At 39.7% G+C, this 24,840-nt stretch carries 26 protein-coding genes, 1 pseudogene and 1 other annotated feature; of the genes and pseudogenes, 2 read left to right on the top strand and 25 right to left on the bottom strand.

What is annotated here, in order from left to right; genetic code table 11:
- Window positions 1-26: 26 nt before the first annotated feature.
- The 17 genes and pseudogenes from AS180_RS07435 to AS180_RS07355 all read right to left on the bottom strand — a co-directional run.
- Window positions 27-890, bottom strand: coding sequence for a M50 family metallopeptidase (locus AS180_RS07435; RefSeq protein ID WP_062686618.1), 864 nt, complete (start codon window positions 888-890; stop codon window positions 27-29).
- A complete protein-coding gene (locus AS180_RS07430) occupies window positions 883-1,674 on the bottom strand; it encodes a M23 family metallopeptidase (RefSeq protein ID WP_025908529.1) in 792 nt (263 codons plus the stop codon). Before AS180_RS07430 ends, AS180_RS07435 begins: the two co-directional genes overlap by 8 nt.
- A gap of 140 nt (window positions 1,675-1,814) precedes the next feature.
- Window positions 1,815-2,615, bottom strand: coding sequence for a septum site-determining protein MinD (minD, locus tag AS180_RS07425; protein ID WP_025908530.1), 801 nt, complete (start codon window positions 2,613-2,615; stop codon window positions 1,815-1,817).
- A gap of 2 nt (window positions 2,616-2,617) precedes the next feature.
- Complete coding sequence (minC, locus tag AS180_RS07420; protein WP_025908531.1) at window positions 2,618-3,301, bottom strand: septum site-determining protein MinC; 684 nt, start codon at window positions 3,299-3,301, stop codon at window positions 2,618-2,620.
- A gap of 118 nt (window positions 3,302-3,419) precedes the next feature.
- Window positions 3,420-3,941, bottom strand: a complete 522-nt coding sequence (mreD, locus tag AS180_RS07415; protein WP_025908532.1) for a rod shape-determining protein MreD — start codon at window positions 3,939-3,941, stop codon at window positions 3,420-3,422.
- Window positions 3,941-4,822, bottom strand: coding sequence for a rod shape-determining protein MreC (gene mreC, locus AS180_RS07410; protein WP_061785219.1), 882 nt, complete (start codon window positions 4,820-4,822; stop codon window positions 3,941-3,943). Before mreC ends, mreD begins: the two co-directional genes overlap by 1 nt.
- A gap of 19 nt (window positions 4,823-4,841) precedes the next feature.
- Entirely contained in the window at window positions 4,842-5,867 is a 1,026-nt protein-coding gene (locus tag AS180_RS07405; RefSeq protein WP_025908534.1) for a rod shape-determining protein, read from the bottom strand.
- 228 nt (window positions 5,868-6,095) lie between these two features.
- A complete protein-coding gene (gene radC, locus AS180_RS07400; RefSeq protein WP_025908535.1) occupies window positions 6,096-6,782 on the bottom strand; it encodes a RadC family protein in 687 nt (228 codons plus the stop codon).
- A gap of 16 nt (window positions 6,783-6,798) precedes the next feature.
- The gene (locus AS180_RS07395; RefSeq protein ID WP_025908536.1) at window positions 6,799-7,374 is read right to left on the bottom strand and encodes a Maf family protein; all 576 of its coding nucleotides are present in this window, start codon (window positions 7,372-7,374) and stop codon (window positions 6,799-6,801) included.
- Between the two features lie 109 nt (window positions 7,375-7,483).
- Window positions 7,484-8,482 (bottom strand): SPOR domain-containing protein, encoded by a 999-nt coding sequence (locus AS180_RS07390; RefSeq protein WP_025908537.1) that lies wholly within the window; start codon window positions 8,480-8,482, stop codon window positions 7,484-7,486.
- Window positions 8,483-8,586: 104 nt separating this feature from the next.
- Window positions 8,587-9,057 (bottom strand): type II secretion system protein, encoded by a 471-nt coding sequence (locus AS180_RS07385; protein ID WP_025908538.1) that lies wholly within the window; start codon window positions 9,055-9,057, stop codon window positions 8,587-8,589.
- A complete protein-coding gene (locus AS180_RS07380; RefSeq protein WP_138116584.1) occupies window positions 9,057-9,764 on the bottom strand; it encodes a hypothetical protein in 708 nt (235 codons plus the stop codon). The genes AS180_RS07385 and AS180_RS07380 overlap by 1 nt, the downstream gene beginning before the upstream one ends.
- Window positions 9,761-10,387, bottom strand: coding sequence for a hypothetical protein (locus tag AS180_RS07375; RefSeq protein WP_156482216.1), 627 nt, complete (start codon window positions 10,385-10,387; stop codon window positions 9,761-9,763). The genes AS180_RS07380 and AS180_RS07375 overlap by 4 nt, the downstream gene beginning before the upstream one ends.
- Entirely contained in the window at window positions 10,384-11,376 is a 993-nt protein-coding gene (gene pilM / locus AS180_RS07370; protein ID WP_025908541.1) for a type IV pilus biogenesis protein PilM, read from the bottom strand. The genes AS180_RS07375 and pilM overlap by 4 nt, the downstream gene beginning before the upstream one ends.
- Before the next feature lie 13 nt (window positions 11,377-11,389).
- Window positions 11,390-12,142 (bottom strand): prepilin peptidase, encoded by a 753-nt coding sequence (locus AS180_RS07365; protein ID WP_025908542.1) that lies wholly within the window; start codon window positions 12,140-12,142, stop codon window positions 11,390-11,392.
- A complete protein-coding gene (locus AS180_RS07360) occupies window positions 12,142-12,555 on the bottom strand; it encodes a prepilin-type N-terminal cleavage/methylation domain-containing protein (RefSeq protein ID WP_025908543.1) in 414 nt (137 codons plus the stop codon). Before AS180_RS07360 ends, AS180_RS07365 begins: the two co-directional genes overlap by 1 nt.
- Before the next feature lie 336 nt (window positions 12,556-12,891).
- Window positions 12,892-13,938 (bottom strand): annotated as a pseudogene (locus tag AS180_RS07355) (type II secretion system F family protein); the annotation flags it as partial.
- A gap of 59 nt (window positions 13,939-13,997) precedes the next feature.
- Between AS180_RS07355 and AS180_RS07350 the strand changes: the two are divergent.
- On the top strand, window positions 13,998-14,636 hold the full coding sequence (locus AS180_RS07350) for a hypothetical protein (RefSeq protein WP_156413459.1): 639 nt from the start codon (window positions 13,998-14,000) through the stop codon (window positions 14,634-14,636).
- Between the two features lie 30 nt (window positions 14,637-14,666).
- On the opposite strand, the gene AS180_RS07345 is transcribed toward AS180_RS07350, so the two are convergent.
- The 6 genes from AS180_RS07345 to AS180_RS07325 form a co-directional block, all read right to left on the bottom strand.
- Complete coding sequence (locus AS180_RS07345) at window positions 14,667-15,224, bottom strand: DUF420 domain-containing protein (RefSeq protein ID WP_025908545.1); 558 nt, start codon at window positions 15,222-15,224, stop codon at window positions 14,667-14,669.
- 116 nt (window positions 15,225-15,340) lie between these two features.
- Window positions 15,341-16,282, bottom strand: coding sequence for an Ig-like domain-containing protein (locus AS180_RS07340; RefSeq protein ID WP_062686616.1), 942 nt, complete (start codon window positions 16,280-16,282; stop codon window positions 15,341-15,343).
- Window positions 16,283-16,487: 205 nt separating this feature from the next.
- Complete coding sequence (locus AS180_RS07335; RefSeq protein ID WP_062686615.1) at window positions 16,488-17,753, bottom strand: vWA domain-containing protein; 1,266 nt, start codon at window positions 17,751-17,753, stop codon at window positions 16,488-16,490.
- Window positions 17,744-17,890 (bottom strand): hypothetical protein, encoded by a 147-nt coding sequence (locus AS180_RS23160; protein ID WP_160169866.1) that lies wholly within the window; start codon window positions 17,888-17,890, stop codon window positions 17,744-17,746. Before AS180_RS23160 ends, AS180_RS07335 begins: the two co-directional genes overlap by 10 nt.
- A gap of 125 nt (window positions 17,891-18,015) precedes the next feature.
- On the bottom strand, window positions 18,016-19,317 hold the full coding sequence (locus AS180_RS07330) for a bifunctional folylpolyglutamate synthase/dihydrofolate synthase (protein ID WP_062686614.1): 1,302 nt from the start codon (window positions 19,315-19,317) through the stop codon (window positions 18,016-18,018).
- A 133-nt stretch (window positions 19,318-19,450) separates the two neighbouring features.
- The gene (locus tag AS180_RS07325) at window positions 19,451-22,096 is read right to left on the bottom strand and encodes a valine--tRNA ligase (RefSeq protein ID WP_025908548.1); all 2,646 of its coding nucleotides are present in this window, start codon (window positions 22,094-22,096) and stop codon (window positions 19,451-19,453) included.
- An 82-nt stretch (window positions 22,097-22,178) separates the two neighbouring features.
- Window positions 22,179-22,422 (bottom strand) — a binding site (T-box leader).
- A gap of 180 nt (window positions 22,423-22,602) precedes the next feature.
- Between AS180_RS07325 and AS180_RS07320 the strand changes: the two genes are divergently transcribed.
- On the top strand, window positions 22,603-22,806 hold the full coding sequence (locus AS180_RS07320) for a hypothetical protein (RefSeq protein WP_025908549.1): 204 nt from the start codon (window positions 22,603-22,605) through the stop codon (window positions 22,804-22,806).
- A gap of 244 nt (window positions 22,807-23,050) precedes the next feature.
- Here AS180_RS07320 and ysxE read toward each other — a convergent pair whose 3' ends face one another.
- Entirely contained in the window at window positions 23,051-24,097 is a 1,047-nt protein-coding gene (gene ysxE / locus AS180_RS07315; RefSeq protein WP_062686613.1) for a spore coat protein YsxE, read from the bottom strand.
- 101 nt (window positions 24,098-24,198) lie between these two features.
- A partial coding sequence (locus AS180_RS07310; protein WP_139109172.1) for a LysM peptidoglycan-binding domain-containing protein occupies window positions 24,199-24,840 on the bottom strand: 642 nt, incomplete at its 5' end.

Raw genomic sequence — 24,840 nt, 5'->3', positions numbered from 1 at the left:
TTACCTTCTTTATATGTTACTTGATTTTAATAGATAGATACAAGTTCATCAAGCGAGCTGTCCACTCTTTTCTCCACAAAATAAGCATGAAGCAGCTCGTTTTCATCAATTCTCAACGCTTCACCGTTTGCTTGAAACACAACCATATGCTTACAGCCTCTTTTAAACTTTTTTAATACATCATAAATCTGCTCATTTGCAGAAGCAGTTACTGGCTGTAAAGTAGAAATTGCATTTTCTTTCCCATGATATCGTTCTAGTAAAAAGCGCATGTAGACAAAATGACGGTTTCGCCATTCTTGATAATGACAAAGAATCAAAAAGGCTAGCACCATCCATAAATGAAGGTGCATTGCATAAAAAACGGCCGTATAGAGGCATAACGCTATTAAAAATCCACTTGATAGTTTTAGCATTCGTTCATGTGCTGTTAAAAACGGCGCATATCTACTGCACCATAAAAACAAAATCTTTCCTCCATCTAGAGGCCAAATAGGTAACAAATTAAAAAAGAAGATAAGCGCATTTTGATAGAGAAATTGTTCATACGTTTCCGCTTGAATCCAACCAAGCTCAGCAAATAAATAAGCACCGCCAATGAGCCAAATATGCTGAATAGGTCCGCTAATCGTAACGATTAGCTCTTCACGAAATGGACGGTTTCCATGTTCATCCACTTCCGCTACTCCACCAAACGGCAGCAGCATAATTCGCTTGATTCGCCATGAAAAATGGTGAGCAGCAAGCGCGTGACCCAACTCATGAATAAGGATAATCACAAACAAAATCATCAGCGGCTTAATCGCCGCTGTAAAAATCCCAATAATAAAAACCCCCCACAACAGAGGGTGAATATGAATTTTCATCAGCAGTGATAAGTAGCTATTCAAATTGAATCACCTGACTAGGGTCCACAAACTTTTCACCTTTTTTAATTGCAAAATAAAAGAGGCCTGTTTCTCCGTCATCTGAACTCGCTACTACGCCAAGTTGTTTTCCTTTATTAACAAAGTCATAAACGTTTACATCAACCGTCTTTAGTTGCCCATACCATGTTTCAGAGCCATCAGCATGTTGGATAATTACTGTGTTTCCAATTCCATCTCGTTTTCCAACATAGCGAACAATTCCTTCGCTCATCGCTTCGACAACAGAATCTGCTCCCGTTTGAATTGTTACACCCTGCTTATCTTCTTCAAAGGTCTCCATTACTTTTCCAGATGCAGGCATAACATAATCTCCGCTGACGCTTTGTTCATCGCTTTTAGGTTCAGCCTTTTGTGGTAAAAGCGTGAGCGGTTTGCCAAATTGATCTTCGTACCAAGATGAAACAGCAGCAAACTGAAATTCTTGATCCATCGCTGTAGAGATGTACACCCTTGCTTTTTCAAACGTTGGGGAAGGACTTTTAAATAAAATAGCGACGATAAGTACTAAGCAAGCTGACGCTAAGACTTTAAAAAAGAAGCGCTCTTTTCGAAAAAAGGGATAGCGCTCACCGCTACTTTTAGTAGGTGTATATTCAATAGGTGAATAATCAGGAAGTCCATACTTTTCTTCTTCACTCATCAATGACGTATGAAGCGGTTCATGCGGGATTTTCTTAGCAGTAGAAAGCTGCCTTTTTTTACGCTCAGCAATTCGCTTTCGAATTTCATCAGCACGTCGATTCATGATTCATCATTCTCCTTGTCCTTAAACTTATATAATTTAATGTATGACTTGTCCGGCATCGTTATGACAGGATAAAAATGATGAATAGTGAAACAAAAAAAGCTTCCATTGTGGAAGCTTTTCAAACAAACGCTTTGTTTTTATGCACGTACACCAAAGAATCGTTTGATGCGTGCGAACATCCCTTTATTTTCATCATCAAGCGATTGTAAAGGAACGGTTTCACCAAGAATTCGTCGCGCAATATTACGATAAGCAATGGAAGCCTTACTAGATGGGTCCATAACGATGGGCTCACCGCTATTAGATGCTTTAATGACATTTTCATCATCGGCTACAATTCCGATGAGGTCAACTGCAAGCAGCTGAGCAATTTCATCCACATCAAGCATATCTCCGTTTTTCATCATATGGCTTCGAATTCGGTTAATGACAAGCTTTGGCGATTCAATATCTTCTTGCTCGAGCAACCCAATAATGCGATCAGCATCACGAACAGCTGACACTTCCGGAGTTGTCACAACAAGCGCTTTATCTGCGCCAGCTACTGCATTTTTATATCCCTGCTCAATACCAGCTGGGCAATCAATAATGACATAGTCATACTCTTGCTTTAATTCAAGAATCAGCTCGCGCATTTGCTCTGGCTGAACAGCTGTCTTATCGCTCGTTTGAGCAGCAGGAAGCAGATACAAACATTCAAATCGTTTGTCTTTAATTAAGGCTTTTTGAGGTTGGCAGCGCCCTTCTACCACGTCTACAAGATCATATATAATTCGATTTTCCAGTCCCATCACAACATCTAAGTTGCGCAGACCGATATCAGTGTCTACTAAACAAACGCGCTTTCCAGCTAACGCTAGCGCAGTACCTAAGTTGGCAGATGTCGTTGTTTTTCCAACTCCACCTTTACCAGACGTAACAACAATAGCCTCTCCCACTGTCAAATTCTCCTTTCTAACCTTGTCAAGTTAGGTCGTAGACTCGCTAAACCTTGAACGCGGTCTATAACTATTTGATTCGCGTCATCTAAATACGCACACTCCATGACACTTTGCTCTTTTTCACTATCCTCTTCTTCAGGTCGTGTGATAACATCAGCAATTCGAAGCTGAGACGGTTGCATAATTGAAGCTGCAATAACCGCTGTTTTATTACCACGATACCCTGCATGAGCAATTCCTTTTAAAGCACCTAATATAAAAAGATTTCCCCCTGCTACAATGGTTCCCCCAGGATTGACGTCGCCGATTAACAATAAGTCTCCTTCGACGTGAAGTACTTGTCCTGAGCGAACAACTTTTGCAACAGAAACTAATTCTTCTTCTTCTTTTACCCGTAATGCATCCTGTTTTAAAATGACGTTACTATCGATTTTTTTGACTACTAAGTGTCGATTCTTCTCGATGAGCGCCTTTAACTCGTTTTCCTGGTCTTCAGTCATAAAACGATTTCCAACTTTTACATATACGGTGACATGCTGCTCGTCATCTCCATGTTTATTCGTCAAAAGCTTCGTCTGTAGTTCAGCTAATAGCTCCTCGAACGAACATGCGTCATTGAGATGGAGCGTTAGTCCATCTTTCGTTCCTTTAATAGTTATATTTTGTTGCTTTTGTTTATTCAAGACGCTCACCTCAACGAATATATAATTTCGACAGAGACTTACCAATTCCTTTTTTTCACTCGCAGAATCACAACATTTCTACGAATTTGGAACTAGAAAATTGACTTTTTTTGAAGTATTATCGTTCCTTTGCATAAAACAGTGAAAAATATTGAAAACACTTTTGTAGAGGTAGCGCAAAAATCACCGTAAAAATTGCATTTAAAATCAGAGTTGCATAAAATCGTTCGGCTAAGAAACGCCCCATTAGCATATCCGATACCCCGATAATTGTATTAATGCCATACACATAAAACTCAATAATGGCAACTGCGATCAAACAAATTAAAAGCACCACTAACAAATTGTTTTGCCAAATCTTTATAAGCTGTGACACGATATAGCAAACGGCTGGTAAGCCAAGTGCATAAATACCCAGTACGTCCGTAAAGGCAATATCATATAAAAATCCAAAAACAATCCCAAAAATCATCGCCTGCTTGCGATTAATATAGATGGTCATAAATACGAGCGCAATTAAAACAAAGCGCGGCGATAAAAGCCAGTCTCGAAAAGCTGGCTGCATCGCAACAAAGTTCACAAAAATGCTTTCTAACATAAAAATAACTAGAATTATGAAAGGTAAGAGGAAGCGTTTCATCACTCTTCCTCCTCTGCTTCTAAGCTGTCTTCAGACATCACTGTACTTCTTTTAGCGACCATAACATGATCAAGATCGTATAAGTCCGTTGATGGCTTAATGTATGCTTTTTGTGTTAAACCGTACTCATCAGGCTCAATCTTCGTAATTTCTCCAATAACAAGTCCGCTTGGAAATACACCATCTTCGCCTCCAAGGCCAGAGGTAACAACTTTTTGTTTTTCTTTAATTTCAGCATCAAATGGAATTCGTCTTAATAAAAGAGCTTGTTCTTCTTCGTCGTATCCTTCAATTAAACCGTACACAGGTTTTTCCGCTTGAATCTTAGCCGATACGCGGTTGGTGCGATCGGATGAGCTAATTAATTGAACCGTTGAAGTAAACTGAGAAGCATGTTTCACCTTCCCAATTAGTCCACCTGGCGTAATCACGGCCATGTTTTCTTCAACATTGTGAACTTTTCCTTTATCAATGGCAATAACGTCATGCCAACGGTCTGGGTTTCGAGCGATAACCGTTGCTTCAATTGGATCGTAAGCTTTGAGGTCGCTTTCTTTATCCATTTGTTCACGCAGCTTATCATTTTCTGTTTCTAGCTCACTTACTTTCGCTTCTAATTGCATACGCTCATCAAGACGTGCTTTTAGCACTTCATTTTCTTCATATGTACGCTTTAGGTCACCTACATTTTCAAAGAAACCCGCTACATACTGTGCGGGTTGGTGAAATGTAGCCTGAACAAGACCGACCGTGTCTTTCACAAACTGTTCAGGCCACGTTACATCTTTACGACCATTTAACGAAAAACCAATCAATGCCACTAATACAATAATACTAACTAACAAAATAACTAGACGCTTATTTAAAAAAAACTGTGGCACGATTTACACCTCTTACTGTTTAGCGATACGAATCGCTTGTACGATTTTTGAATAAATCAATATTATCTAATGCTTTTCCTGTTCCAATTGCTACGCAGTCTAACGGATCTTCTGCAATGACAACAGGCATATTTGTTTCTTCACTAATTACACGATCTAAATTACGCAGTAAAGCGCCACCGCCTGTTAATACAATTCCGCGGTCCATAATATCTGCCGCTAGTTCTGGTGGTGTTTTTTCAAGCGTACCTTTTACTGAATCAACAATTGCTGAAACCGTATCTTTCAGCGCATCAGCAATCTCTTCTGCTGAAATCTCAATTGTTTTTGGTAATCCAGTTAATAAGTCACGTCCACGAATTTCCATGTTGTCGATTCCTTCAGGGATACCTGCTGAACCAATTTCCACTTTTAACGCTTCTGACGTACGTTCACCAATCATAAGATTGTAATTTTTGCGAATATATTGGATGATTGCTTCATCCATTTCGTCTCCGGCAATACGGATTGACTGACATGTTACAATACCACCTAGTGAGATAATGGCTACTTCTGTGGTACCGCCACCGATATCAACAACCATGCTTCCTGTTGGTTCCCAAACAGGTAAATTCGCACCGATTGCTGCTGCGAATGGCTCTTCAATTGTATAAGCATCACGAGCGCCTGCTTGGCGAGTTGCGTCAATGACTGCGCGCTTCTCAACAGCCGTAATTCCCGATGGTACGCATACCATTACATAAGGCTTGCCAGCAAACAAACTTTTTGTCTTTTGCGCTTGTTTGATGTAATATTTCATCATTGTTGCTGTTGTTTCATAATCTGCAATTACTCCATCTTTCATAGGACGAAGTGCTACAACATTTCCAGGTGTACGACCAATCATATTTTTTGCATCATTACCAACCGCTACGATTTGCTTTGTATCTGTTTGTAATGCTACAACTGACGGTTCACGTACAACGATTCCTTTTCCTTTAACATAAACAAGTGTATTTGCAGTACCTAAATCTATTCCAAGGTCTCTAGTACCGATTCCAAACATGTGTCTCTTCCTTTCTCTTACCGAAATGCAAAGGCTAAACCCTCTCAGTCGATTTCACCATTTCATTACTAACATTTTTTATTTTCTATACTTCTTTTATAGATGTCAACGCCAAATATTGTATGATATATTTTCATACTTTGTCTATTAATAACCGATGATTGTAAAGAACTTGTCATTTAAAATCATGACTACTATTATAACTCAAGGAAATTAAAAAGCATAGCATTACATATATCCTTTTTCTTTTAAGCTAATATATTTTCGATCCCCGATAATTAAATGGTCTAAAAGTTCAATACCAATGATTAATCCACACTCTTGTAAGCGTTTAGTCACATCGATATCTTCTCGACTAGGTGTAGGGTCTCCGGAAGGATGATTGTGTACACAAATAATAGAGGCTGCCGAGCGACGGAAAGCTTCTTTAAAGACTTCACGGGGGTGTACAATCGATGAATTGAGGCTACCAATAAAAATGGTTTGTTTATGAAGAACCTGATTTTTCGTATTTAAGTAAAGACAGACAAAATGCTCTTGAAGTAATGTACGCATTTCTTCCATTACGTAATTTGCTCCATCTTCTGGGCTTCGAATAGCATACTTTACTCCTGGTTTCACCTGAGCCATTCGCTTTCCGAGTTCAATCGCAGCAATAAGGTGAACTGCTTTTGCTTGTCCAATCCCCTTCATTCTTACCATTTCATCCAGCGTTGCATTTTGCAATAGCTCCAATCCATCAAAATAGCGAAGGATTCGGTTGGCAAGTTGAAGAACGGATTCTTCTTTCGTTCCTGTTCGAAGCAGGATAGAGATAAGCTCGTGATTTGATAAACTGGAAGCACCTTTTAGCATGAGGCGCTCCCTTGGTCTTTCTTCATATGGAAAATCTTTCATTATCAATGACTCATTCATCAAATGGTTTCCCTCCTCAAATGGAGTAGACAAAACCACGCTTTCTCAGTTCTCTTATTGTGCGAGACAATGGCAGACCAACAACAGAGAAGTAATCACCTTGAATGCTTTTGACAAACATAGCTCCTAGGCCTTGTATACCGTACGAGCCCGCCTTGTCCATTGGCTCACCCGTTCGAACGTACTGCGTAATTTCATCTACTGTTAACGGCCAAAATTCAACATCTGTTTTTTCATAAAATGTCTGAACTTGCTCACCTTCCACAAGAGCCACTCCTGTGAGCACTTGATGTTTTTTTCCTGAAAGCATCTCTAAAGTTTTAACTGCTTCTGCTTCGCTAGCTGGCTTTCCTAAAATACTGTCTTTGTACACAACAACCGTATCGGATCCTAGCACAATATGATTCGGATACAGTGTTGCAACATCAGACGCTTTTTGCAACGCTAAGTCCATCACCACTTCAGACGGTGAATAGTTGTGATTAACTTTTTCATCAACGTTGCTTACATGTACGGAAAAAGGAATGTGAAGCTGCTGTAGCAGTTCTTTACGACGAGGAGAGCCAGAGGCTAATATTAATTCTTTGTTCATTAATCTCAACCTTTACACTTCGAATATTTGAAAAAAAGAACACATCTCAATTTTAACAAGATTAACTATTTTTTACAATAAACAAATCAGGTAGCAAGCGCCACCTGATTTACTTTTTAATAATTTGCTGATACTGAACAAGGGACGTTAGCATATACTTTGTTGCTTGATCACCATCGCTTTTTTTACTAGACTGATTAAATGACTCAAGAGAGGAAACCGATTGTTCTAGCGTTTTAATTAGCTTTCCTATCTCTTTATTATCCGTTTGCTCTTGGATTTTATCCAGTTCTTTCTTAACTTCACTCACGCTTGACGCTTTGTTTCCTTCCACTACTTTTCCCACTTGATCCATCACATTGGCCATAAATGGTTGAAGCGTGGACATCACTTTTTCGTCACTTTCTGCCAGCTGAGCAGCACCTTTCATCTCATATGATTTTACATAGGCGTCTTCACCACTTTTTTTATAGGCATCGCTCAGTTCTTTAGCCTTTGCTTCACTCGTACTAGCACCTACGACAATGGTATAGGCATTGCTTTGACCAAACACAACGCTTTCTCCGCTTAGACTTTCTTTTGCTTTTGCTGCCGCTTCTTTTGAAGAGAAAACACCTGCTTGTACAATATAGATTGAGAAAGCATCAACCGTGGCCGTTGCCCCAGGCTTTGCGTCTTCTTTCAGTTCTTTTTCAGTCGCTTTTGTTTGCTCCGAATGATCGGTCACTGCGGAGTTAACCGCAACTGTGGATGGGCTCTGACTGACTGGAGACGGCTGCTTATCATTTGTAATCGTATTTAAACCAAACATTCCAAACCCGACGCCAACGGTAACCGCTAGTCCTACAATCACAATAAATTTCCTCGCTGCTGAAAACGATGATTTCTTGATGGATATTTTCCCCACTTGCTCTTTCAGTTTTTTCGGCTGTTTTTTCTTTTCGTTGCGCACTTCTTCAATTGAAACGACTTTGCGCTCAGACACCTCGACTTTTTCCGGAAGAACCCACACTACCTCTTCTTCCTTTTCCTTAGGCGTATCCGTATCTTTTATGTTCTTTTCCCTACCATTAATTTTGACCGTAACTTTTGGATTTTGCTTGTCCACCTTTTCACCACCTTTTGCTACCTAACACATACACTTTTTACCATGCTATCATAGACGACAAAAAAAATAACAAGACATTTGTCGTCTTGTTATAAAAGGTTTCGCTATTTTATTACACGATTTTTAATTTTGTCGACCGCAAGCTCCGATGACAAAATCCCTACTCCGTCCTCTTGGCAAAGTACTTTTGTATCACTCTTTAGGCAAACATAGTAATTTAAGCGATTATCTTCAAAGCGAATCTCTACAAATGAACCGTCAGCATCTTCTGTTGTCGTCCATTCTTTATTCGTATAAGGGTCCATGAGCGGCTCAAGATAACCTTCTTCAATCAATTCTTGATACATCAGCTTCCCTTCCACTTTTCCATCTAAGATCACTTCGTTTGAACGCTTATGTAAAGTGGCTGACTCCTTCATAGCAATAGCATTAGCTACGAACGCTTGACCTTTTGATTGTTGAATGACCTTACTTGTAAGGAGAAATGCCACCGCTGCTACAATTCCTAAAATTACAAGAACCGCTAGAACTTCAATCAGCGTCAGTCCTCGTTCATCTTTATGTATCAACTTCATTAATGATTACCTAACGTTTGAAATGGATCAGCTTTGTTTCCCGCTTCTGGTATGTCGATTGCTGGGATTTTATCACGTAAATTCTCTAACGAAGGGTAATAAAATGTTGATAGCATTAGCTCATATCGCAGCACGGGGTCTTCTACATCAGAAATGGTCTTTGCATCCTGTGGTCCATCAAATGTAATCGCTTCGACTTGAGTGATGCGCTTTGAAGACTCCATCGTCTGTAAAAATGTCAAAAGGTCATCATATCGCTTCGATTCTACCGTGACGGTGACTTTGGTCTGCTGTAAGCCTGCCGGAGTGACAGCCCCTTCAGCAGGCTGCGCTTCATCCTCAGCGCTTTGTTCGCCTGCAGGTGAAGAAATCCCTTCTCCATCAGCAAAATTCATCTCATCAATGACGCTATCGGACACCACTTCAGCTTTTTGCAGTTCGAGCATAAACTGTTCGGTAAACGGCTGTACGGGTACTTGTTTTTGTAGCTCCACGCTGCTTTTTAAAAGGGCTTTCGGCTTATTTGCCCCGCTTTCATTCAACGATTTTAAAATTCTCTGTTCCGCTTCAAGCTCCTCTTCAAGCGTCTGAACATTTGTTTTTAACGGTGATAAAAACTGAAAATATAAAATCACAAGGAGGGATGCCATAACAACAAAAGTTGAGGCACCGATAATCCACTGTTTGTTGGATAGTCCCATCATCATTGGTCCTCCTTTTCTTTTTCTTTCTTAACAAGGTTGCCTACTGCTTTTCGATCAATCTGAACACTATACGTTGCAACATAGCGCGGAATAATGCTTTCTTCACTTTGAATCGTTTTATCTTCGTTCTCTTTTTCACTTTTTTCAGCTTCCACCGTTAACACCTGCGCATCTTTTACAATCGATACATCATTTTTTAATCGGCTTAAATAATAGGAGCTCTGGCGCTGTTCGTCGAATTGAATTTGAATTTCTACCGTCTCGTTTTCTGCACTGTACGCAAATCGTTTAAGAAAGCCTCGGTCAGGGAGCGCAGCCGTAAACTCTTTGATAATTGGAACAGTTTTCATCGGGTAGCTCTGCGCCCATTCAATCGCTGAAACAAGCTCTTCAACTTCCTTGCCGTCGTTGCTTTTTTGAAGCTGCGCTTTTTTGACAGCTTGGTCTACCTGTACTTCTTGAATCGCTATCGTTGCTGACTGCTCTTTTTCTACTAAACTAAAATACTCCCAAATGATAAAGCTCCCCACCAACAGCACTAGCGCAGCAATGGTAACTAGCCCCCAAACAAACAGCTTATTTCCACGTTCTTTTTGGGGCAAGAGATTAATTTCAACAAGCATCATCTCACCTCTTTCAGTGCCAAGCCAAGCGGCAAATGAAAGCTGGGCTTCACGTCGTCTATCAACTCTTGACGACTCATTCCATGGTTAATCACTTCAAATGGAATGCTAACAGCTTCTTGCATTTGCTCCATTAACTCATGAATATAGGGATGGTCACCGGTCACAAAAACTTTGGAGATGAGTTGTTCACCTTTATTAATAGAAAATTGATAAAAGCTAACGATTCGCTCTAGCTCTTGAATAGCTTCATAGAATGCTTGTATTTGCTCATGTTTGTCACCATAAAACTGCAGAGAAGTTTTGTCTCCTTCTTGCTCCACCGTCCAGCCGTTACAGTACTCTCCAACTGACATATGGCGCATAAAGACGGGACGATGGTTCGCAAATAAGCTGGCATTCATGCTAAACGAATCCACTTGCAAAACCATATAGTGCGCCTGAGAGCGAACGAGGTCAGCCTGGAAGAAAAGTCGGTATGTACTAAGCGAAGACAAGTCCGCAACAACCGGCTTTAACTTCGCTTTTTTCATCAGTTCCATATAGCTAACAACCGTATCTTCTCGCGCAGCAAAAAGCGTGATTTCCGTTTGCTTTTCTGTTTTTTGATGAATAACGTAGTCAAAAATAGCTTCTTCAAACGGCAAATGAATCGTAGCGCCAAGTTCCATAAACAAATACGTTCGAATCTCCTCTTCCTTCACGTGCTCTGGAAGCTGCTGCTGCCGGATAACCACCTGGTTATCCGGCACAATAAAGCGCACTTTCATCTTTTTAATTTTCCAATCTCTCACGCATTCATCTAAAATAAACAGCAATGACTCTTCATCCACAATTTTCCCCTGCTGAATTAAGCCATGAGGTAAATGACGCTCATGCTGTTTCGAAATAACAACCGGACTTGCTTGTTTCACTTCAATATATCGAATGACATGGTCTTTAATAATCAAATTGCCTATTTTACTTTTCATTGACGGAAGTCGTAAGGCCATGGTTGTTCACCTGCTAAATTAAAAATGTAAAGTACCAGTTTATCAGAAAATCACCATAAAAATATGCAACAAGCGTTCCTCCTGCAATCGATGGGCCAAATGGCATTGGTTTTCCGCGTTGGACTTTTCCTACTATCATACCAAATATTCCAACAATTGCACCGATTACCGCGGCTAAAAAGAAGGACAAGAGCACGAGCTTAAATCCGAGCACAAGCCCAAGCACTCCGTATAGCTTAATATCGCCTCCGCCCATGCCACCTTTGCTAACGAGAGCAATTAAAAGGAGCAGTCCAAAGCCAGCTGCAGCACCTAGAAACATATCCCACCAAGGGTCGAGCGGAACAAACAGTCTAAGAACGACTACAACCGGCAAGAAAAACAGCAGCACTTTATCCGGAATGAGCATATACGCCAAATCGGATACCACCACAATCATCAGAAGCGATACAAGAGTCCACGCAACAAGCGTTTCCCACTGAAAGCCATATAAATGAAATGACAGGACAAATAGTATACCTGTCAAAAGTTCCACCATCGGATATTTAATTGAAATCGACGTCCCGCAGCTGCGGCACTTCCCTTTTTGAATCAAATACGACAGCACCGGCACCAGCTCGCGAGCTGTTAAAACGTGCTGACAGCTCGGGCAGCTAGACCGTGGCCTCACAATTGACTCCCTGGCCGGAATGCGTAAGCCGACTACGTTGTAGAAGGAGCCTAGGATGAGACCTAGGGTTAGAATGTAGCAATAAAAATATATCATTAGTTTGTAATTTCTAAAGATTTCCCACTAGCTTTAATACCCTTAATTGTTGCATTCTCAAATTTAATTGTTTTACTTCCTGCATCGCCCTCAGCAGTTAATTCGTACTTGCCATCTTTATAGCTCACTTCATAAGTACCGAATCCTTCACCTTCAAAGTCTACATATTCAGCCAAGACTTCTTGATCCATCGTGTTTTCACTGCCATTTTCTACGTTATTAGAAGCCATGTATACTTTGGCAGCATTTAATACCTGAATCGCATCAGCCTTCACCGCATCCTCACGAGACTTCTGAATAATCCCACCAATACTTGGAATAGCAATCGCTGCGATGATACCCAGGATAACGATTACGGCTAGTAGCTCGATAAGCGTTAATCCTTTTTCATTTTTCAAGAACTTTTTCATCATGTGCTTCTCTCCTTTTCCTTTGTACATTTTGCATAAATCCACCGTTTGACTTGAAAATGGAACCGATGAGCATTGAGCTTTTGTGCTTGTACTACATTCTGTTCTCTATTCTGTTGAATATGTAAAAAATCAGCAGAATTAGGACCATAAACCCTCATACTTTATAACTAGTAAAAAAGTAAAGAAAATACCACGCTGCAAACGTTATGGTAAATGAAGATTTCATTTGTTCCTATCATGCTGATTTCTTATCCCGATTGAAATCACACAATGGATTTATAGGTCATTTTATTCATTTCTTCATTATACAATAATTTACAAAATATGAAAATAGTTTTAGTACGAATCAACATGATTAAATAAATCAAACATCGGCACCATAATCGCTAGTACAATTGTCCCTACAAGTACAGCTAGTAAGACGATCATTAACGGTTCGATGAGAGACTTTAACCGATCCGTTGTCGTTTCAACTTCCGCTTCGTAGAAATCTGCCACTTTGCTTAACATCGTATCGAGCGCACCCGTTTCTTCACCAACTAAAATCATGCGCGTCACAAGCGGTGGAAATACCCAGTGTTTTTCCATCGGTTCGGTAAGGGAAGCTCCTTTTTCAAGAGACGTTCGCGCTTTTTTTAATACTTGAGATACAACTTCGTTCCCAATAACGCCTTCAACGGTGTGAATGGCTTGTAAAATTGGCACGGAGCTTGAAAACAGCGAGCTTAGCGTTCGCGTAAACCGAGCGATAGCCGCTTTTTGCAGCATTGGTCCAAATACGGGAAGCTTTAACATGGCATAGTCTAAATAATACTTTGTTTGTGGGCGCTTATATAAAAGTGAAAGTCCTACTGCAATGATGCTAGATAAACCAACAATTACCCACCAAAATTTTTGCATAAATTCACTTGAAGCCAATACAAACTTCGTAATGGCTGGAAGCTCAGCTCCGAAATCTTTGAACATATCTACAAACATTGGCACAACGGATACAAGCAAGAAAATGACGACGGCAATGGCCACGACGCCCACCGCTGCTGGATAAGCTAGTGCTGAGATAATCTTTTGTCGCGTGCGGTGCTGCTTTTCAAAATAATCGGCTAGGCGTTCAAGCGTTTCATCGAGATTACCGGCTACTTCACCTGCTTTAACCATGTTAATAAACATGCTTGGAAACGCATGAGGAAATTTCGCACAAGCTGAGGATAGCGCATTTCCTTCCCGAATTTCTTCTTCAATTTGTACAAGCGCTCGCTGTAGTAGTTTACTTTCGGTTTGAGCAGATAAGATACGCGTCGACTCTACAACCGTCACTCCCGCCTTTAAAAGCGTTGAAAACTGGCGTAGATAAATGACAAAATCATAGAGCTTCACCTTATTGCCTAGGTGGAAGCTTACTCATCGATACAAACGATGACATTTCGTTAGATCATCCATTGTTTGTGGGTAACAATTTAACCTTGAAACCTTTAAACAGCACTTTTGAATTAACAAAGAATATTGTGGTAAAAAACAATTTGACGATTACAGGTAATACGGATGTTTCAACCGCCGAAAAGGAAATTGGGATGTTTGATTCCATCGTCTATACAGGTGGAGAGGTTAAAATTACCAATGTTAGTATTGAAGGCTTTAATTATAGTAATGAAGGAAAAAAAGGAATGCTGATTTTACTTGCTAAAGGTCCTATTAATTTAAACCGAATTAATGAGTTTACAACGTTTAATGACGAAGAAGAACAAAGAGTCAATTTCAAAAACTTAAAAGATCAACAGCAAGATGTATTCTCGCTGTTACAAGGCTTTTTCTATACGGAATCTTCAGCTGAGCTTTACGGCGTAGGCTCACTGTTTGCCATCGACGGTGGAATTTTCTCTCAGGGACCGCTGACGGTTAATGCTGTGAGAGGTAACGTAGAAACTGAAAAAGACATCGACCGATCTAGTACCTCACAAGTAGGAAAGTATTCTCGCTTTAACGTTCTTTATGACCGCAGCGTCTTATTAACAAAGCTTGAATCTCTACCGCTTGTTGATACGCTTCAAGTAATACCAGAAGCAACCATTCAACCGCGAAATTAAAAAAATCTTCTCCGTCAGGAGAAGATTTTTTTAATAATAAGGTGCCATAAATAGGTATACAAGCACACCTGTAAAGCTTACATATAGCCAAATCGGCATTGTCCAACGAACGATTTTTTTATGCTTAGTTACTTGCATCGTCCAACCCCAAACCGTTGAGAACAGCGCAAGTGGAACAACTACGGCCGCTAAGAAGCTATGAGTAATTAAAATAAAGAAATAGATTGGGCGAATAACTCCTTCTCCACCAAACGTTGCTGTTTCTGTTGACATATAGTGAAACGTCAAATAGAAAACAAGGAACAATAGTGTCGAAGAAAATGCCGCTAAAATAAACCCTTTATGAGCTTTAATGTTTTTCTTTAAAATTGATACTAGTGCCGCTACAAGAAAGATAAAAGTAAAGCTGTTTAATATTGCATTTAATCGCGGAAAGATTGTTAAATCAAAGTGAACCTCTCCTTGATAACCGATTGGTGAAAAGAACAGTGCTAAGATAATTGCGTTTGCAATTAATGAAACCGTTAAGATAATGCCCGTATAGTTTTTATTACTAGTCGGCACTATTTTCTCATTTTCCTTACTCATTTTCACAATCTCCTTACGTTTGGATTCATGTCAATTATATATCAGTTTTCCCATTGATTAAAGTGACAATACTTTGAACAGCAAAAAGCCGCGATGCTTAGCATCACGGCTTTCACTCACCACTTCGCCCCAGATCCATCTGTTCCTTGTCTTTTTTTCACGATAACGATCATACTAGAGCTAACCCTTGTTCCGTCTTGTTTCACTTTTGCTCCAGCTGCCACCACAGATCCATATCCTACTTTTTTGGCCACAATAAACATGCTGTTATCTTTAGATACAATGCTAAATGACGGGTTATCCTTTGGCTCAGTAACAATACTTTCAATCACCTGACGATTTAGTAGCGTATCTAAAAGCCCACCATTACGATAAACAAGTAAATCTTTTATATTGCGCTCTTCTCCTGGTTCCATCGTAATCGAAGGATATTTAAATTTAAAATCATCAAGCACTTGTACTGGAATTTCCTTTTTCACAGCTCCGTCTACTGATTCTACTACAACAGTCGTATTTCCTGGTGCCACACCAATAATTCCATATTTAGATGAACCCGTTACGAGTATATCTTTTTTAACAATCCCCGTATCAGAAATCATCCATTTAACATCTTTATTCGTGGCATCCGCTGGTGAAACAGATGCATTTAACGTTATTTTTTCACCAACAAACAGCGTCACGCTAGCTGGATCAACATTAATATTGTCAACTAACTTCCGAATAGTTACTGTCTGAGTAACCTCTTGATTAGCTTTTGCAAAACCACCCGTTGCACGAACTTTAATCGTTACTTCTCCTACTTTATCAACGGTAACTTCATCTTTTTGTTGAAAGGTTGTCCAACTACCGTTGTTGACCTTATATTCATACGTTACACCTTCTCCTGGAATTAAATCCACTAACGAGAACTTTACTTTTTCCGATGACACACTACCGTTTTTAATCACTTCGTTTGAATCTTGACCTCTTATTTCAAACGAAGGAACAAGCTTCAGCCGCTTTTTTGTGTCATTGCTATACGTTACGTCAATTGCTGTTTTATCACCTGTAAATACCATTGACTTAATTGGCTGAGCTAACTCTTGTTCTCCACCTTTTAGCTTAATTGTTTGAATAAGCGTATTGGTATTTTTTGTTATCTTTTCAATGTTACCATATGCATCCCCACTATATTTCTCAAGGGTATCTTCTAATACAACCTTCGCGATAATTGGTAATTTTGGAGCTGTTAAAATGACGCTTCTTGCTCCTGCATTACTGTCATTATACGAGACAGTTTGGATTCTGGAACGTTTGATTCATTGCCCAATTTGCTTGAAGTTTAATCGTTTGCGTTAGCTTGTTAATGCTAAACGAACCATTGTTATAGGGAATATCCGTAAACGTTACTTCAATGAGATTTCCTTTCACGCTGACGTTTGAAGGCGGATTAACAACCGTTATCCCTTCAGGAAGAATCTGCGTTAGTTTAATAGTTTGCAGCGTGCCTCGATCAGCTTTTTCTAAAGTTGCATCAGGTGTAAGCGTATAGATTAAATCAAATTGGTTAGATTCGCTATTTCGATCTTCTTTTTTAATAAGCCGACCTACTTTGTTTGTATCTAAAAAACCAACCGTTCCTTTAAACGTTGGAGCAATTTTATCCTTGATTTCAACCTTTACTGCATCGCGCTTTTTCAAAATGGAACTACCGCTTAAATTTTTATAGGATAACGAGACGTCTGAAAAATTATACGTTCCTTTAGTATCAAACGTAAGGGGTAGGGAATACGATGTCGCAGAAGGCGTTTGACCTAATACATACGGAACGTCTTTTAAATTAATCACCGCATAGTCACCGTCCATATACGCATTCGCATTATCGGCTAACTTCACTTTTCCAGGAAACGACGTTCCGCTTCCCTGAATTTTCACTTTCACCTGCACGTCTTTCATTGCATATTGCCCAATTTCAGTCGTAATGCTTCGAAATAAATCGCTTAGGTTGCTTGTATCACCTTGATAGGCTTTAGAGCCAGTAGTTTCTGAGAGCTTAGTTAAATAGTTCATGTCTAACTCTTGATTTGTTCCAAAACCTATAGAGTAAAGTTTGACCTTTTGATTGGCTAGACTGAGAGCTTGATTAGTGCTCAAGCTTTTAATAATCGATTGTGGAGTTCCAGATGTATTAACATATATTCTATAGCCATCATCATCTAGTATATACGCATCTTGTGAACCATTGGTATATACATTGTAATATACCGTTTTATGACTATTAACCCTTACATAGTCATACTTACAATATCCCCAAGAGTTACATTTGCGAACGTTACCGGAAAAGTTAAAATACTTTTCTTCCTGAGCTTGGGTAGGAAATCCATCTGTGAGAAAGATAATATATTTATCATTCTTTGAATCTTTTAAGATATCACCTGCTCGTTCAAGTGACTGTGCATAGTTTGTTCCTCCATCAGCCGTCATACTTTGAACCTTTTTATTAATGGCTTGAAGATCGGAGGTTAAAGAAATAACATCCTTTACGTCCAAAACTCTTCTTTTGACGGGCTTATGTTCACATTTAAAGCAGGAGTACTGCTTGCAGCTTGTCCTTGTAGAGGAACGAACGTACTGAACAACAAGATTGCAATAAAGAATCCTATCCACTCACCTATAACTTTGGTCATAGTATCTTTTATTCCTCTCTTTAGTATGTTTTACCATCATTATAATAAAAATAGTTCTTTATTCACAGTGTCGTTCACGAAATATTTTAAATAAAAAAGCAAGCCGTTCGGTGACGACTTGCTTTTTAGGCGCGTAATAAGAATGATCGAACTTCTGAAATAAAGTAAAGTGAACCTGTAATGACGATTAAGTCATTTGGTTTTGCATGGTGTAAAAGAGCTTGTTCAATTGCTTCTTGCCACTGTTCATTCACTTTTTTACTAGGGTGCTTACTGAGTTCATATAGCTCTTGTCCTGTTCTCGCTCTTGGAAAATCAAACGATGTAAAGGTAATACTTTCAGCAATACCTTCTAAACTTTTCACCATTTCTTTACCACTCTTGTCATTTAGGCAGCTAAAAATGATGTGAATCTGCTTGTCTTCATAGTGAAGACGCAGCGTACTTAGTAGGCTTTTTATACCTTCTTGGTTATGGGCACCATCAATGATAACTAGTGGAGAATCACTCACTTTTTCAAAGCGTCCACTCCAGCGTGCTTTTTTTAACCCTTCTGCTAAATCAGCTTGAGAAAGCTGTAGTTCTCCTTTTTGTCCTAACAGCTCTAAAGCTCGAACCGCTAAGGATGCGTTTTTCACTTGATGATAGCCAAACATGCCAAGTTCAAGGTTCTCATAAGTATGGATAGGTGTTTGTAATGTAAAGGCTTCGCCATTTTCTAAAGCACTGTAACTTTCAATTGTAAACTCACTCCCCAAACGATCTAGCGACGCCTCATGGTCACGAGCTATTCCTTCAATTACTTCTATCGCTTCTTTTTGTTCTACACCCGTTACTAAAGGCACGCCTCGCTTAATGATGCCTGCTTTTTCAAACGCAATCTTATCTACCGTATTCCCTAAAATAGCCATGTGATCAAAGCCAATATTCGTAATAATGGTTAACAGTGGTTCAACGACATTTGTTGAATCGTATCGACCACCAAGTCCAGCTTCAACAAGAACATAATCAACGCGGTTATGGTAGCCAAAATATAAAAAGAACATGAGCGTAATAACTTCAAACTCAGTCGCAGCGCCAAATTTTGTCTCTTCTACTCTTTCTACAACTGCTTTAACTTCTTGTACAAGGCGAAGCATTTCCTCATCTGAAATTGGCGTTCCGTTTATGCTAATTCGCTCATTAAATGTTTCAATATAAGGAGAAGTAAATGTGCCTACATCATACCCTGCTTCTTGGAGCATATAGCGCAGATACGTAACGGTTGAGCCTTTTCCGTTTGTGCCCGCAATATGAATAGCTTTTATATTTTGATGGGGATAATCAAGCTGTTCAAGCATCCAGTTCATTCGCTCTAAGCCAGGCTTCATGCCAAAACGTAAGCGATTATGTATCCATTGTAAGGCCTCATCATATGTTTGTATCATCACGGTCACCCTTCTTTTTGTATTATGATTATTATAGCGAATGCAACAGTAAAAATCGAATGAACTTAAAAGTCTGGTTGTGGTTCCGTTATGTATACAAAAAGCGCTGCTTCACAAGCAGCGCTTTTTTCTATTATTCCCCGCGCAATTCGACAATACGCGCTTGAACAGCTTCACGTTTTTCAACATAATCCTGTTCTTTTTGGCGCTCTTCTTCTACTACTTTTGCCGGTGCTTTTGCGATAAAACCTTGATTTCCAAGTTTCTTTTGAACACGCTCCACTTCTTTATTCAGCTTATCGTATTCTTTTTCAAGGCGCGCAATTTCCTCTTCAATGTTAATTAACCCTTCAAGAGGTAGAATTAATTCAGCTCCTGTTACAACAGCTGTCATTGCTTTTTCGTCTAAAGAGATTTCCGTAGAAATTGCAAGCTCACTTGGATTACAGAATTTCTCGATGTATGCACGATTTTTCTCAAGCTGCGCTTGAATCGCTTCATCTTTTGCTTTAATGAACAAGCGTACTTGCTTGCTCATTGGCGTATTTACTTCCGCACGAATATTACGCACTGAACGAATGATGTCTACAAGTAAGCGCATTTCGTTTGCCGCTTCTTTATTTGTTAGCTCTGGGCGTACTTCTGGCCATTTCGCTACCGTAATCGATTCGCCTTCATGCGGCAAGCTTTGCCAAATTTCCTCGGTAATAAACGGCATAAATGGATGTAAAAGTCGCATTGTGTTGTCTAACACATACGCTAAGATTGAACGAGTTGTTTTCTTAGCCGCTTCGTCTTCTCCATATAGAGGTAGCTTTGCCATTTCAATATACCAGTCGCAGAAGTCATCCCAGATAAAGTTATAAAGCACGCGTCCTACTTCGCCGAACTCATACTTATCAGCTAGCTTCGTTACGCTTTCAATTGTTTCATTTAAGCGTGTTAAAATCCACTCATCCGCTACTGATTTCTCACCCGACATATCAAGTTCTTCAAACGTAATGCCATCCATATTCATTAATGCAAAGCGAGATGCATTCCAAATTTTATTAGCAAAGTTCCAAGTTGCTTCAACCTTTTCAAAGCTAAAGCGTAAATCTTGTCCCGGTGAACTTCCCGTTGATAAGAAGTAGCGAAGTGAATCGGCACCGTACTTCTCAATCACTTCCATCGGATCTACACCGTTTCCAAGAGATTTACTCATCTTACGGCCTTGCTCGTCACGTACAAGTCCGTGAATTAATACGTCGTCAAATGGACGCTTGCCTGTAAATTCAAGACCTTGGAAAATCATGCGAGATACCCAGAAGAAGATGATGTCATAGCCCGTTACAAGCGCATTTGTTGGATAGTAGCGCTGGAAGTCAATCGATTCCACGTCCGGCCAACCCATCGTTGAAAATGGCCATAAAGCTGAACTAAACCACGTATCAAGTACGTCTGAATCTTGCTCCCAGTTTTCAATATCTGCTGGAGGCTCATGATCAACGTGCACTTCTCCAGTTTCTTTATGATACCAAGCTGGAATACGGTGTCCCCACCAAAGCTGACGTGAAATACACCAGTCGCGAATATTCTCCATCCAGTGTAGGTACGTTTTTTCAAAGCGATCTGGAACAAACTGAACCTTTTCTTCGCCTTTTTGAAGTTCAACTGCCTGATCAGCCAGCGGCTGCATTTTCACGAACCACTGTGTTGATAAGTAAGGCTCGACCACAGCGCCACTACGTTCACTGTGACCTACAGAGTGCATGTGATCTTCAATTTCAAATAAAATGCCATCTTCTTGTAAATCTTTTACGATTTGTTTACGACATTCAAAGCGATCCATACCTTCATATTTTCCTGCTTTATCGTTCATTGTACCGTCTTGATTCATCACAAGGATGCGTTCTAAATTGTGGCGGTTCCCAATTTCAAAGTCGTTTGGATCATGAGCAGGTGTAATCTTCACAGCGCCTGAGCCAAACTCCATGTCTACATAATCGTCACCAACGATAGGAATTTCACGACCTACAATCGGAAGCTTAACTGTTTTACCAATTAAATGCTTATAGCGTTCGTCTTCAGGATGAACAGCAACTGCCGTATCACCTAGCATTGTTTCCGGACGTGTTGTTGCAATTTCAATATGCCCAGAACCGTCGGCAAGCGGATAGCGCATATGGTAAAATGCACCTTGCACATCCTTATAGATAACCTCAATATCAGATAGGGCTGTTTTTGTTGCTGGATCCCAGTTGATAATATATTCACCGCGGTAGATTAAGCCTTTTTTATATAGCTTAACAAATACTTCACGAACGGCTTTTGATAAGCCTTCATCTAACGTAAAGCGCTCGCGAGAATAATCTAAGCCAAGGCCTAGCTTGGACCACTGCTGACGAATAAAGCTGGCATATTCTTCTTTCCACTTCCACGTTTCTTCTACAAACTTCTCACGCCCTAAGTCATAACGGCTTTTTCCTTCTTGACGAAGCTTTTCTTCTACTTTTGCTTGCGTAGCGATACCGGCGTGATCCATTCCAGGCAACCATAGAACGTCATAGCCCTGCATGCGCTTCATACGCGTTAAAATGTCTTGTAACGTTGTATCCCAAGCATGCCCTAGATGAAGTTTACCCGTTACGTTTGGCGGTGGGATCACGATTGTGTAGGGCTCTTTCTCAGCATCGTTTGTTGCTTCAAAAAACTTCCCATCCAACCAATATTGATAGCGATTTTCTTCAACAGATTTTGGGTCATACTTCGTTGAAAGCTTTACTTCCTGTTCTGACATACTCTGTACCTCCATGTATAATTTCTTATATAGCTTTCGATATGCGAAAGCTCGAATGAACATAAAAAAACTCCTTCTTCCATAAAAGGACGAAAGGAGTTGATTTCGCGGTACCACCTTTTTTTATAGACTTCTCCCGTAAAGACGTCTATACACTTCATTTCATAACGGTTCATTAACCGGTTTCTTCTACTTAGACCAAAGTCTGTTCAAAAAAACTACTCATAGGCGACCTTCCAAATAAGCTTTCCTAAGAAATCTTTCAGCTGCTGATTTCTCTCTCTAAAGGTGCTTTATTTTGTACTCTTCCTACTCACTGTATGTTCATATGATTTTCTCTTAATTATACTATATGAAAAAATATGAATTCGTCAATAATCTTCTCCATTTTTTTCTCATTCTATTCACAAACACGCCAGATCTTACGAAAAAAACTGAACACCTAGCGCCCATGATTCATACATTATTATGTAACGGCCTGCAAGCAGGAAAGGAGCATATGAAGTATGAAAAAACGAATTAACTTACAGTTTAACTCTTATCAAGTACAGCGCTGGTTTAAAACGATTGGCGCAGCGTGTGCCCAATTCATCATTCCCCTGACGATTATTCAAGGAATTCGAACGCTTTTTTTCCCCACCACGTTCGATGTTTTCCTTCTTGCTATTTTTTCACTCATCACCATTGTTCTCTATCTAGAATGGATGTAAAAAAGAGTTTGGGACATAACAAAATGATTGCTTCTAAAAGACGAACACTAGCTGTTCCCATCTCTTTAGTTTGTCTCAACACGTTCGTTCCATTGCGCTACGGTCACTCGCTTTCCGCAGGAGTCGAGTGTCCTACGCTCCATTCCACCCTGTTTCCAACATTGTTTTCACAATCAACCAAAAAACCTGAACGATTAAAAGTTATGAACTCTAAATCGTTCAGGTATAGTAAGGACTGAACTACTTATGTCTCAGTCTCATTAGCAGCCGCTTCTGCTGCTATTTTTTTCTGTTGATCTACTTCAAAGATTTTAATATTGACCTGTTCAATATTTTTTGTTAGCCAGTATGCTCGAATCAACGATTGCATATGTTCAAGCTCAGTTTTATACCGCTGGTGACGATACTGCATGATGCACTGATATAAAGGTTCTGGAAAAGCAAGATATGAATGCAAAAGTAAACGTTCCTCTTCTCTCAGTGCAAAATGCTTCTCGTATGTTGCGAACCATTCATAGCTATCTAAGCTCGTTAATGGATATGTGCGTAGCGTTCGCAAATAAAATGAGACAAGATCATGAATCGGTGAAGCCTCACGCGCTTGCTCTAAATTAATAAAAAAGCCATTCCCGCGTTCATCGTATAAAAAATGCTTTGCCGACAGCTTTCCATGAATCGTCACAAGTCGTATTTTTTCTTTTTCTTCCATTTCGGTGTTCCATTCATCTAACCGACTAAACCCAAATTCCATAGCCCGCATCATTTCATAATACACGGTACAAAAATGAAGTTCAAAAGGGGACATATACACCTTTTTTTCACATTCCATTACATACTCTTCAAGCTCTTTTTGACGGTCTTCCCACGTTGTTTTTAATCCCGTATAGTGCGTTTCAATATCTTTCTTTTTAACTTCAACTTCTTTTGAAGAAGTACCATGAAGCTTTGCTAACTCTTGAAATAATTTATGATATCTTACATCCCGTTCGTCAGAAGGTGTATTAGGAAGCCAAGGCATCAAATAATAACCTTTGTTTTGGTGGGTTACCACAGGTGAACCTTGCCTGGATTGATAAATAGGGACAAACCCCATCCATCCTTTATGCTGAAGATTTTGAAGAATTCTAATAAAATCATGACTTCTAATTTCAGCTTCCTCTACTTCTTTTAAGGCATAGACTCCGCTTTTGGTATAGACTTTCTTTACCTTCCCGTAGTCTTCGATAAAATCAATTTCAAGCTGATACTGCTTTAGGAGTTCATGATAATTAACAGGGTCCTGATAGTTCATACTCACACCTCCTTGTTACTTTCTATGCATTGAACATTCATTTATACACAAAGAAAACAGTTAAGACGTAGCAGAAGTCAAAACTGTTTTCTATTGCTATTTTAGTTAACAGGAATGTTTAGGATGCTTCCTTCTTCTAACTCTTGCTCGTCTTCTAAATCATTTACTCTTAAAAGACTCTGTACGTTTGTATCATAGCGTTCAGCAATCGTATCAAGCGAGTCTCCACTTTGGACAATGCATAAGCGCCATGTCGCTTGTTTCTCTTCCTCACGAGAAAATAGCTTTGTTAAATACAGCGCATTTTCCGCACGGTTTGAAGCCGATTCCTCTTCCTTTCGAAACTCTACTACAATTTCATTTTCTTCCTGCTCTTTTTCTTCATAATGTGCTATCTCCATTTCTTCTTCTCCCCAACTGGACACATCTTCACGTGCTTGAAACAGCTCAATTACATTATCTTCGCGTTCTTCTTCCGCTTCTTCTTTTTTCACTTCTACTTCAAACGGTTCATACACATCTTCTTCGTACTTCACTAACGTTTCTTTTGGTTCTTCTTTACGGAAAACGGACGAAAAATAGTTCTGCACCTCGGCTTCTTTTTCAACTTCCTTTACGTCCATTTCTTCCTCAACAGAAGCGTTACGATAAGAAGCTTCAAGCTCTTCTTCATGTTTTGCTTCTTCTTCAACAGAAGTATTACGGTAAGGAACTTCAAGTTCTTTTTCTTCTTCTACTTCTTC

Source organism: Priestia veravalensis (genome assembly GCF_001457055.1).
Classification (GTDB): Bacteria; Bacillota; Bacilli; order Bacillales; family Bacillaceae_H; genus Priestia; species Priestia flexa.
Note: the sequence above shows the minus strand (reverse complement) of the source record. Positions and strands in the feature narration are given on the sequence as shown.

What these genes read in the sequence shown, in the direction of transcription:
- AS180_RS07430 (WP_025908529.1), bottom strand. Translation starts at nt 1,674, where the DNA reads ATGAATCGACGTGCTGATGAAATTCGAAAGCGAATTGCTGAGCGTAAA.
- mreD (WP_025908532.1), bottom strand. Translation starts at nt 3,941, where the DNA reads ATGAAACGCTTCCTCTTACCTTTCATAATTCTAGTTATTTTTATGTTA.
- AS180_RS07405 (WP_025908534.1), bottom strand. Translation starts at nt 5,867, where the DNA reads ATGTTTGGAATCGGTACTAGAGACCTTGGAATAGATTTAGGTACTGCA.
- radC (WP_025908535.1), bottom strand. Translation starts at nt 6,782, where the DNA reads ATGAATGAGTCATTGATAATGAAAGATTTTCCATATGAAGAAAGACCA.
- AS180_RS07395 (WP_025908536.1), bottom strand. Translation starts at nt 7,374, where the DNA reads ATGAACAAAGAATTAATATTAGCCTCTGGCTCTCCTCGTCGTAAAGAA.
- AS180_RS07385 (WP_025908538.1), bottom strand. Translation starts at nt 9,057, where the DNA reads ATGAAGTTGATACATAAAGATGAACGAGGACTGACGCTGATTGAAGTT.
- AS180_RS07380 (WP_138116584.1), bottom strand. Translation starts at nt 9,764, where the DNA reads ATGATGATGGGACTATCCAACAAACAGTGGATTATCGGTGCCTCAACT.
- AS180_RS07375 (WP_156482216.1), bottom strand. Translation starts at nt 10,387, where the DNA reads ATGATGCTTGTTGAAATTAATCTCTTGCCCCAAAAAGAACGTGGAAAT.
- pilM (WP_025908541.1), bottom strand. Translation starts at nt 11,376, where the DNA reads ATGGCCTTACGACTTCCGTCAATGAAAAGTAAAATAGGCAATTTGATT.
- AS180_RS07365 (WP_025908542.1), bottom strand. Translation starts at nt 12,142, where the DNA reads ATGATATATTTTTATTGCTACATTCTAACCCTAGGTCTCATCCTAGGC.
- AS180_RS07360 (WP_025908543.1), bottom strand. Translation starts at nt 12,555, where the DNA reads ATGATGAAAAAGTTCTTGAAAAATGAAAAAGGATTAACGCTTATCGAG.
- AS180_RS07345 (WP_025908545.1), bottom strand. Translation starts at nt 15,224, where the DNA reads ATGAGTAAGGAAAATGAGAAAATAGTGCCGACTAGTAATAAAAACTAT.
- AS180_RS07340 (WP_062686616.1), bottom strand. Translation starts at nt 16,282, where the DNA reads ATGGTATTTACAGGTGATAAAACAGCAATTGACGTAACGTATAGCAAT.
- AS180_RS23160 (WP_160169866.1), bottom strand. Translation starts at nt 17,890, where the DNA reads ATGACCAAAGTTATAGGTGAGTGGATAGGATTCTTTATTGCAATCTTG.
- AS180_RS07330 (WP_062686614.1), bottom strand. Translation starts at nt 19,317, where the DNA reads ATGATACAAACATATGATGAGGCCTTACAATGGATACATAATCGCTTA.
- AS180_RS07325 (WP_025908548.1), bottom strand. Translation starts at nt 22,096, where the DNA reads ATGTCAGAACAGGAAGTAAAGCTTTCAACGAAGTATGACCCAAAATCT.
- AS180_RS07320 (WP_025908549.1), top strand. Translation starts at nt 22,603, where the DNA reads ATGAAAAAACGAATTAACTTACAGTTTAACTCTTATCAAGTACAGCGC.
- ysxE (WP_062686613.1), bottom strand. Translation starts at nt 24,097, where the DNA reads ATGAACTATCAGGACCCTGTTAATTATCATGAACTCCTAAAGCAGTAT.